The 9,541-nt window shown below is 39.0% G+C and carries 9 protein-coding genes; 6 read left to right on the top strand and 3 right to left on the bottom strand.

What is annotated here, in order from left to right; genetic code table 11:
- Positions 1–57 precede the first annotated feature (57 nt).
- The gene (locus ACQKL0_RS17390; protein WP_402956879.1) at positions 58–525 is read right to left on the bottom strand and encodes an Hsp20/alpha crystallin family protein; all 468 of its coding nucleotides are present in this window, start codon (positions 523–525) and stop codon (positions 58–60) included.
- Between the two features lie 162 nt (positions 526–687).
- Between ACQKL0_RS17390 and ACQKL0_RS17385 the strand changes: the two genes are divergently transcribed.
- The gene (locus ACQKL0_RS17385; protein WP_427688856.1) at positions 688–1,461 is read left to right on the top strand and encodes an SDR family oxidoreductase; all 774 of its coding nucleotides are present in this window, start codon (positions 688–690) and stop codon (positions 1,459–1,461) included.
- Between the two features lie 56 nt (positions 1,462–1,517).
- On the opposite strand, the gene ACQKL0_RS17380 is transcribed toward ACQKL0_RS17385, so the two are convergent.
- Together ACQKL0_RS17380 and ACQKL0_RS17375 are read right to left on the bottom strand one after the other, a co-directional pair.
- Complete coding sequence (locus tag ACQKL0_RS17380) at positions 1,518–2,873, bottom strand: MATE family efflux transporter (protein ID WP_427688854.1); 1,356 nt, start codon at positions 2,871–2,873, stop codon at positions 1,518–1,520.
- Positions 2,874–3,000: 127 nt separating this feature from the next.
- Complete coding sequence (locus ACQKL0_RS17375; RefSeq protein ID WP_402868914.1) at positions 3,001–4,113, bottom strand: mechanosensitive ion channel family protein; 1,113 nt, start codon at positions 4,111–4,113, stop codon at positions 3,001–3,003.
- 189 nt (positions 4,114–4,302) lie between these two features.
- Here ACQKL0_RS17375 and ACQKL0_RS17370 point away from each other — a divergent pair, with 189 nt between their 5' ends.
- From ACQKL0_RS17370 to ACQKL0_RS17350, 5 genes are all read left to right on the top strand, one after another.
- Positions 4,303–5,391: an undecaprenyldiphospho-muramoylpentapeptide beta-N-acetylglucosaminyltransferase gene (locus tag ACQKL0_RS17370; protein ID WP_427688851.1), complete on the top strand. Its 1,089-nt coding sequence runs from the start codon at positions 4,303–4,305 to the stop codon at positions 5,389–5,391.
- Between the two features lie 54 nt (positions 5,392–5,445).
- A complete protein-coding gene (locus ACQKL0_RS17365) occupies positions 5,446–5,595 on the top strand; it encodes a YflJ family protein (RefSeq protein ID WP_402956889.1) in 150 nt (49 codons plus the stop codon).
- Between the two features lie 185 nt (positions 5,596–5,780).
- Positions 5,781–6,890 (top strand): endospore germination permease, encoded by a 1,110-nt coding sequence (locus ACQKL0_RS17360; protein WP_427688849.1) that lies wholly within the window; start codon positions 5,781–5,783, stop codon positions 6,888–6,890.
- A complete protein-coding gene (locus ACQKL0_RS17355; protein ID WP_427688847.1) occupies positions 6,865–8,337 on the top strand; it encodes a spore germination protein in 1,473 nt (490 codons plus the stop codon). Before ACQKL0_RS17360 ends, ACQKL0_RS17355 begins: the two co-directional genes overlap by 26 nt.
- Positions 8,338–8,340: 3 nt before the next feature.
- Positions 8,341–9,519: a Ger(x)C family spore germination protein gene (locus ACQKL0_RS17350; protein ID WP_427688845.1), complete on the top strand. Its 1,179-nt coding sequence runs from the start codon at positions 8,341–8,343 to the stop codon at positions 9,517–9,519.
- Positions 9,520–9,541 lie beyond the last annotated feature (22 nt).

The following is a 9,541-nucleotide window of genomic DNA, read 5'->3' as shown; positions in this document are numbered from 1 at the left end:
GGTACACTCTTTTTTGCGTTAGTTCAGAAATGATTGCATGTAATCGTTCTAGAGGAATTAAAATTCAGAAACATCGATTTCGGAATACTGCGAATTAAAGCTTTTAGGCAGACGGATTTCTAATGTACCGTCTTTATATTGTGCAGCAGCACCTTTTTTCTTAACGAGAGCAGGCAATGTAATCACATGTCGATCCGATGCTTCTGGTATACCTTCAACGATTGATTGATTAGAAGTATGTTTCAGTTTCATTTGTTTGAGCCAGGCTTCATCCTCGATGGGTATTCTTATGAAGACAAATGAATGCGTTTCGAAAACTTCTGAATGTAAGGGGTGTTCTGAAGGCTTATTATCCTTTTGGAAAGGATTATTAGCTTGGTTCGTCATTCCTTGCATATTTTCTGGTATGACTTGTGTAAATACCTTTTCAATAAAGGTCTGTACATCACTTTGCTGCATATTCTTTAAGAAGTCTTTTTGATTTGAGTTTTTCTGGAAAGAAAAAAGTGAATTCCAAGGAAACATATTGAATTCCTTTCTCCTGCATTTCTGGTGACAGGGTTATTTTTGTTATTTTATGCAGGCTCAAACCCATGGGTTCATTTTTCCGGTATGTTAATTTTTAGGAAAATAACCCATGCCTATGTATAATATAAAATAAAAATCATTTGGTAAAGAGGGATGCCTGTGGATGAAAAAGTAGCTGTTATTACGGGAGGAGCAAAGGGAATCGGTAGAAGGACTGCCTATTCCCTAGCAAGTATGGGGGCGTCAATAGTCATCACCTATCGGAAAAGTCAAAAGGAAGCAAAAGCATTGGTACAAGAATTGAGGGAAATTTACTCAGTAAAAGCATTGGCAATTGAAGGCGATGCTTCAGTTGAGAAAGATTGCAAGAGCCTGGTGGAAGTGGTTATGGATACTTTTGGAAGAATCGATTTCTTCATCCATAATGCAGGACCTTATTTGCATGAACGAAAATCCATGACCGAGTATAGCAGTGAAGAATGGAATTACATGATGAACGGTAATCTAAATGGTTTTTTCTTTATGACAAAGGAAATCATCCCTCATATGCGAAAGCGAAGATGGGGTAGGATCATCACGCTCGGTTTTGACCGTTGTGAGACGGCACCCGGCTGGATTTACCGCTCGGCGTTTGCTGCTGCAAAAAGCGGGTTGACCTCTTTAACAAGAACATTGGCATTAGAAGAAGCAACCAATGGAATCACGGTCAATATGGTCTGTCCAGGGGATATCGTAGGTGCATGGAAGGAAGCCGAGATTTTTATGGCCAAGGGGGAGAAGGATGAGTTGGTCCCGGTAGGAAGACCCGGAACAGGAGAAGACGTTGCACGAGTCATCACCTTTTTGTGCGAAAATCAATCTGATTTCATTACCGGAAGCGTCATTCCAATCACAGGCGGAAGTGATATTCTAGGTAAAATCAATAAGAAGTAATAGGATAGATAAAGATAAGAAAAGGTGAAGAAAGGATAAATCCTTTTTTCACCTTTTTAAGCGGTTTTATTGAATTTTATTTGCTGAATGTATCGTAAACGAGCGGCCAGACCTATTGCTCCTAGTGCCAAACCGGAGATTAAACCGACCCAATATCCGAAAGCTCCCATTTCCGTAAACTTAGCAAATAGATAGCCTATAGGCAGTCCGAGTGCCCAATAGGAGACAAGTGACATAGCGAAAGTGACATTGACATCTTTGTATCCACGTAGTACTCCCTGAATGGGTGCCTGCAGGGCATCGGATATCTGAAAGAAGATGGCATAGATCAAAAAATGGGAAGTTAGTGCAACTACAGCGTGATCTTTTGTGTAGAGAGCAGCTACAGGTTCCCGGAAGAAAAATAGGATAGCTGAACTGACGAGGGCCATCGACAGAGCCATGATTATTCCTATCTTGCTGTATTCACGGGCGTCATTATATCGTTTAGCACCAATTTCATATCCTATGACAATGGTTAGGGCCATAGATATACTAAGCGGCATCATATAAAGCAATGACGCGAAATTCATCGCAATTTGATGTGAAGCAATAGTGATTGTATCATATTTACTCATGAACAGGGTAACGGCTGAGAAAATGCTTGTTTCGAAAAAGATGGCCAATCCGATAGGGACGCCTATCTTTAATAGGGACCGCCATTCAATCCAAGATACCCTGAAAAATTCATGGAAAACGAGATAGGAAGAGAACGGATTCATTTTCACCACGACTAAGATGGCAATGATAGCGATTAACCAATAGGTAATCGCGGTGGCATAACCAGAACCGACCCCTCCAAGTTTCGGAAAACCAAATTTTCCGTATATGAGAAGGTAATTGAACACAACATTTATCGGAAGTGCGATCAACGTAATAACCATCGAAATTCTTGTTTGACCCAGTGCATCAATGAAGGATCTTAAGGCATTGTATATGAATAATGGAACAATCCCGATTGATAGGGCAACCAGATAGTCATGCGCGACCCGGTGGACAGTTGAATCCAAATCCATGGCATTCAAAATAGGGTTTAAAACAAATGACCCGACGACTAAAACTATGACGGCTAAGGATATGGCCAAGTATATGGCCTGCATCACTGAAAAGGATACCAATTTTGTACGTCTTGATCCGATTAGCTGTGAGACGACCGGAGTCAAGGCAATCAAAATGCCACTCAATCCCGTATAGACTGGAGTCCAGAGCGAACTTCCTATCGAGACGCCGGCAACATCTTCGGTACTGTATTGGCCCGACATCATCACATCAAAAAAAGTCATGGCATAGAGACTGATTTGGGTGATGAGGATAGGTATCAAAATATAAAATAACAAACGGATCTTTTCTGACTTTTTATAAGTTTGATTCATCGATGTACCTCGGTGTATGAAATTTTTTCACAATGAAAGAATTATATCATAAAATCCCATGAACATTTTGATTTTATTTAAGGCAAGATATAAAAAGGGACTGCCGGTATTTAGGCAGTCCCTTTTGTCAGTCATGCATGGATTGAAAATCGTTCATGTCTGCTGTATGCGAATCGGTTTGTAGGATGAATGCCTGAGAAGGGATGGCAATCTGGACATCTTCTTCTTCGAGGATATCCAAAATCTTAAAGTTGATATCTTCTTTGATGGCTAAATACTCCCCATAGTTGGTTTCGTTTGAGAAGAAATACAAATAGATGTTGAAACCCGTATGGCTGAACTCATCAAATTTCACCAGTATGGTTTCGGGATGGACTTCCGGATGGTCAGTAAGCATTTTTTCAACTCTCTTAATGACATTTTCCAACTTGTCCTTTGGCGTTGTGACATTCACGCCTAAATGAAAAGCAATCTGCCTTTTGCCCATCTTGGACCAGTTGATGATTGGTTCATTCGAAAGGGTGGCATTCGGAACCGTAACGAGAGCCTGCGCAAATGTACGAACCTTCGTACTACGAAACGTAATGTCCTCGATCGTCCCTTCGACACTTGGTGTTTTAATCCAGTCGCCGATAGTAAAAGGTTTTTCGGTAACGATAACGATTCCACCGAAGAAGTTACTGACAGTATCCTTTGCAGCAAGGGCAAAGGCTAGACCTCCTAGTCCAAGACCTGCAACAAATCCATTGACGTTAAATCCCCATTCTTCCGCAATAATTGATGCTCCCAGTGCCAAGATAATCAATTTAATGATTTTCGTTAAGAACGGCATCACTATTTGATCGACTTCAAGTCCGAATTTACTAACTAACTTAGGGAACAAGATGGTTAAAATCGAGCTGATATTGAAAATCGTCCAAAAGAACAAGAAGACAAAGACCGAACGGTATATCTTCGACCTCATAATTTCTGATGGGATGTCAATTGGAAAGTAGTGCATCGAAATGATGATCCCTATCAAAACGATGAGCCATCTTACTGGTTGCTCAATGGCTAGCATTAGGTTGGCGGCAAATTCAATTTTTCTTTTTTTTGCGATTTTAAGGAAAAATTTGAAAATATAAGTAGTGAATGCTTTCCTTAACAAAAGGACCAGAAGGAAAATAATGATAGAAATTCCTAGTTGTGTCCATGCATCAATTCCTTCAAATTGATTAAGAGATTCAGAAACTTCTTGCAATGTAATGTTCCTCCAATGTATTCTGTAGAATTGTAGAATACTAAGATTATAATATATTCAGAGTGAAAATGAAAAAATAATCGCTCATTGCATTTATTACGTTATTCTATATCATTGTTTGCATTTTCGAGTAAATATACCCTTGAAATGTGGTACTATGGATGGAAAGTGATTTTTTAAGTTTGGAAGGTGGAAATTTTGACTAAGAAAGTAGTGTTTACCGGTGGAGGTTCAGCCGGTCATGTGTCAGTTAATGCAGCAATCATCCCGGAATTTTTAAAACACGAGTGGGATGTTACTTATATCGGTTCTAAAAAAGGGATTGAAAAAGATATCATTGAAAAGGAATTTCCTGAAATTCGATATGAAACGATTTCAGTTGGTAAATTCCGGCGGTACCTTTCTGTAGAAAATGCAAAAGATCCTTTCCGTGTAATAAAGGGGATTTTTGACGCAAGAAAGATTTTAAAACGAACTAAGCCTGACTTCATTTTCTCAAAAGGTGGATTTGTTTCGGTTCCGGTCGTATTGGCAGCAAGGATGTTGAAAATCCCCATAGCGATTCATGAATCTGACTATACACCAGGGCTAGCCAATAAAATTGCCATGCCGCTTGCTTCTAAAATATTCACGACATTTGAAGAGACGGAAAAGGACTTGCCAAAAGATAAGGCCATGTACCTTGGGGCGGTACTACGTGATGGGATATTCACAGGTAAACCTTCAAAAGGCAAGGCCATTTGTGATTTCACGAATAGCAGGCCCGTATTATTGGTCATGGGCGGCAGTCTTGGAGCGGTTAAAATAAATAACTTGATAACGGATAACTTGGATCAATTATTAAAGGATTATCAAATTATTCATATTTGTGGAAAAGGTAATGTCAAGTCGGAACTTAAGCAAAGAGGGTATGCCCCATTTGAATACGTACATGAAGAACTATTCGATTTGCTAGCGTGTGCTGATGTTGTTGTATCAAGAGCAGGTTCGAATTCAATTTTTGAATTCCTCGGCCTACAAAAGCCAATGCTACTTATTCCGCTTAGTGCGGCCGCATCCCGTGGGGATCAGATTTTAAATGCTGCAAGCTTTGAAAAGCAAGGCTTCTGTAAGGTGATTCAGGAAGAGGAATTATCAGATCAAGTCTTTAACCAGGCACTTCTTGATCTAGTCAATAATTCCGACGCATACCAAACGAAAATGCGTCAAAAGCGTCCGTTCAAAACTGCGGCGGAAATGTATGAATTGTTGACGAATGTAATGAAAAGTAAAAAGTAGGTTATTATTTCCCTTCCTCAAGCATATCTTTTTTCGAAAAGAGGAGGGGGAAGGATGGCTCACCAATACTCGAAAGGATGGTTCATTCAGCAGTTAAAAACTGCAGGAATCAGTTATCATCCTATTGAACGAAGAAAGTTAGAATTGTATAAAACCTATGAGTTAAGACATTTATATGAACTCACTAAAAAAGAAAAAACATAAGGGAGCCGCAACGTATTCTACGTTGCGGCTCCCTTATGTTTTTTCTTGAAGTGTCTTTTAGAAATAGACCCTATAACTTTTCTTTTTGGATATATTCCTATTACACTGCAAATGCTATTTATTATTCCAAAACAATGAATGCTTTATAGTTATGGATAAAACTTTTCCCTTATGGAGTTTAAAATATGACAAAGATTAATTTTAATTCTTCACTACCGATAGTCATCCTTTCGGTAGGATTGCTGAACCACGTTATGATCATTCCTTTGGTATTGGATGTGGCAGGAAGAGATGCTTGGATATTTGCTGTTCTCACAGGTGTTTTATCTATTGGTTGGGCGTTCCTTCTGTATTGGATTTTAAAGAAGAAAAAAACGGAGCATCTTTTTCCCTGGTTGGCAAATCGAATGGGAAAACGGTTTACAAAGGTAATATGTTTTGTGCTTTCAGTATATTTGATCACGATCATCTTGACGACGGCTAAAGATATGGTTGACTGGGTCCGTACCACGTCCTTGCCAGAAACACCTTCAATCGCCATTATTATACCTTTTGCGTGTATATGTGCCGTGCTTGCGTATTCTAACCTTAAGACCATTGCCATTAATTCAGCGATTTTATTACCCATTGTGATTGTTTTAGGTTTCTTTGTAGCTACTGGTAATATACCCGAAAAAAACTATGATTTTCTCTTTCCACTATTTGAGCAGGGTTATTTTTTTGGGATTAAATCAATGTACTACATTGCAAATGGATATCTGGAGTTGATTATCGTTATATTATTTCAGCATCATCTTTCAAATGGAGAGGCCATTAAACTGAAAACGGTATTGGGGATGATGGCCATCATCACGGTATTAATCCTTGGCCCGCTTACCGGTGCCATTATTGAGTTCGGCCCAATTCTTTCTAGCGAAATGCGATATCCGGCTTATGAACAATGGCGCTTGTTGACTATCGGGAAGTACATTGCCCATACAGACTTTTTTTCCATATATCAATGGATTGCTGGCGCCTTTATTCGGGTATCAATGGCGATGTTTTTACTTCCGGATTTATTAAGAGTAAAAACAGCGAATATGAAGAAAGGGATCCTGTTAGTCCTGGCAATAATGATGATTATTATCAATGTAATTCCCTTAAGCGATATTCATTTTTATACATTCTTAAAGAACTATTATTTTCTGGGTACTTTCTTTTTGCTCATTATTCTTATTCTTTTATTTACAGTGGCAGCCAAGATGAAACCTAAACGAAAGGTGGTTCCTGATGAAACGATTCAAAAGCGCCCATGATAAACCATACTATTATACGGAAGAAGTTTTTCGAGAACTTTTCAAGAATAGTTCGGATATTTTATTTAGGGTAATGGAAAGTGAACAGAATAAAAAAGCGAACATCCTCTTATTTTATTACCCTGGAATGGTAGATACAATTGAATTGAATAATAATGTATTGCAATACATTCACGTTATGCTGGAGCAAAAGGATGATCATGAAAAGCTCGAGCCTCCATTTCATCCTTCTTTGACTTTGACAGAGCTTTCTTGCGGTCCGATTGATAAAGAGGACATAAGTAGACGGGTATTCAGCGGGGAAATCCTTATTTTTTTCCAAGTAACACAGCAGCTTTTTGCATTACCTTTACCAGACATTCCAAACAGGAGTCCGGAGGAATCTTCATTTGAAATTTCTCTTCGGGGCCCACGGGATGGGTTTGTGGAAGATCTTGCAACGAATGTGGCTCTCATACGTAAAAGGATGCGAACAGCTTCGCTATCCTATGAAGAGTTTACCATTGGGAAGAGCACCCAAACAAAAGTCGCCCTAATGTATATAGAGAACATAATAAATCCTGAACTTGTTAAGCTGGTAAGGAAAAGACTGAATGAAATTGATATTGATGTATTGATTAGTAATCAACAGCTTGAGGAGTTGATCTCAAAGGCAAATTTCAGGCTGTTCCCACTGACTCATTATACGAGTAGACCCGATTTTTGCGTGGGATCATTAAACCAAGGCAGGTTCATTGTACTTATGAATGGTTCACCCACCGTCATCATAGCACCGACAACATTATTGCTTCAGATTAAAGCGGCCGAAGATTCAAGCCTTCCTTTCATATTCGTTTCTTTAGAAAGGCTTCTACGAGTCTTTGGATTGGTGTGTTCTATATTGCTTCCAGGTTTTTGGGTGGCATTATCGGCGTATAACATAGACCAATTGCCTTTTCCTTTACTTGCAACAGTCAGTATCTCCAGATTGGGACTACCTGTCTCTGTTGCGCTTGAAATGTTTCTCATGCTAGGGTTATTCGAGTTGTTCCGTGAATCGGGAGTACGGTTACCTCAAGCAGTTGGCCAGACTGTTGCAGTCGTTGGTGGTTTGATCGTCGGTGACGCAGCAATTCGTGCCGGATTGACATCTCCAACAATGCTTGTCATCGCTGCAGTCACGTCAGTGGCTTCCTACACCTTGGTTAATCAATCTTTGACAGGGGTCGTATCAATCATCCGTTTATTAATCTTAATACTTAGTTCTATTCTGGGTATTTATGGTTTACTTATTGGATTTATATTCGTCACTTTTTGGGTTTCCTCTCTCGAGTCGTTTGGAGTACCTTATATGAATGAACTTTCACCTCCAAGTCTTTCGAAAGTTTCAGATGCTTTTATAAAAATCCCATGGAATGTTAAGAAAAGAACTAAAGGCGCTCTAGACCAAACGGAAAAGGGGGAGTAAACAGTGACACGACGATTGTCGAAGCTTTTTCTCATCTTATCGGCCTTTACACTTTTAACGGGATGTTGGGATTATAAGGATATTCAGGATATCCATTACGTGACTACTTTAGGAGTGGATTATCTTGATGGCAAGTATGAGGTATATGTACAGTTGGTTGACTTATCTGGTGTAGCCAAGCAAGAAAACAAGAGTACAGAACCGGGAAAGGTGTATGTCGGGAAACATTCAGGGAAATCCATTGCCGAGGCAATAAACCATTTGTATCAGTCGGCACAACAACGATTATACCTTGGTCAAGTTTCGACCTTTGTGTTGACGGATAGGGCGTTAAAGCACAATATAAATGATATAATTGATGCCGCATTCAGATATAATTTGATTCGGTATTCAAGTAATATTTTTGCGACGAACAAGCCATTGGAGGAATTGTTTGCTATTAAAGGTTTTTTCAATTTAACGCCTTTATATTCAGAGCTGCATTTTCCAAAAGCGGTTTATGAAAACATTTCCTATATTAAACCGATTTCATTGAGAACCTTTATTTCCACTTACAGGGACGTTTCGATAACTACGATCCTTCCGACGATTTCTTTTAGTGAAAAGGATTGGACCGAGGACAAGAAAAAGCGCAGGACTTTCATGATTGACGGAGCTTTTGTCCTGTATTATAAAAAATCGTTAAATTGGTATTCCATTGATGATTTAAAAGGATTGCGCTGGGTAACGGAAGACACGAATAGAACACCACTTGAATTTAAAAAAGGTGACGGCACAAATTACATCTCATTATCCCACCCTAAAGTGAAAATCAAACCGTTCATTAAAGATAATGAAGCTAAATACAACCTGGATATACATATTAATGGGAGTATCTTGGAAATGTCAAATACAGAACCTTTAAAGAACTTTGAAAATGTAGTTCAAGACTATATAAGAAAAGAAATTGAAAAGACATATAAAATAGGCTTAAAACGGAATGGAGATCCACTGGGTCTGGGGAGAACTCTATACCGTAAAGAATTGAAATTTTGGCAAGCTAAAGGCTTTAAGGAACCAAATGATTATTTGAAGGGAAATTCAATTGACCAAATTAACATAACAGTTAACCTGACCAACGCTGGTACACTTGATTACCATCCGTTTAAAAGTTCAAAATTGCCTGGGAATGATGGGCAATAGGAGGTCCTCAGTCAGAATCTTT

The organism is Peribacillus sp. NPDC097264, from assembly GCF_050277925.1.
Taxonomy (GTDB): Bacteria; Bacillota; Bacilli; order Bacillales; family DSM-1321; genus Peribacillus.
This window is presented reverse-complemented; position numbering and strand designations above follow the sequence as displayed.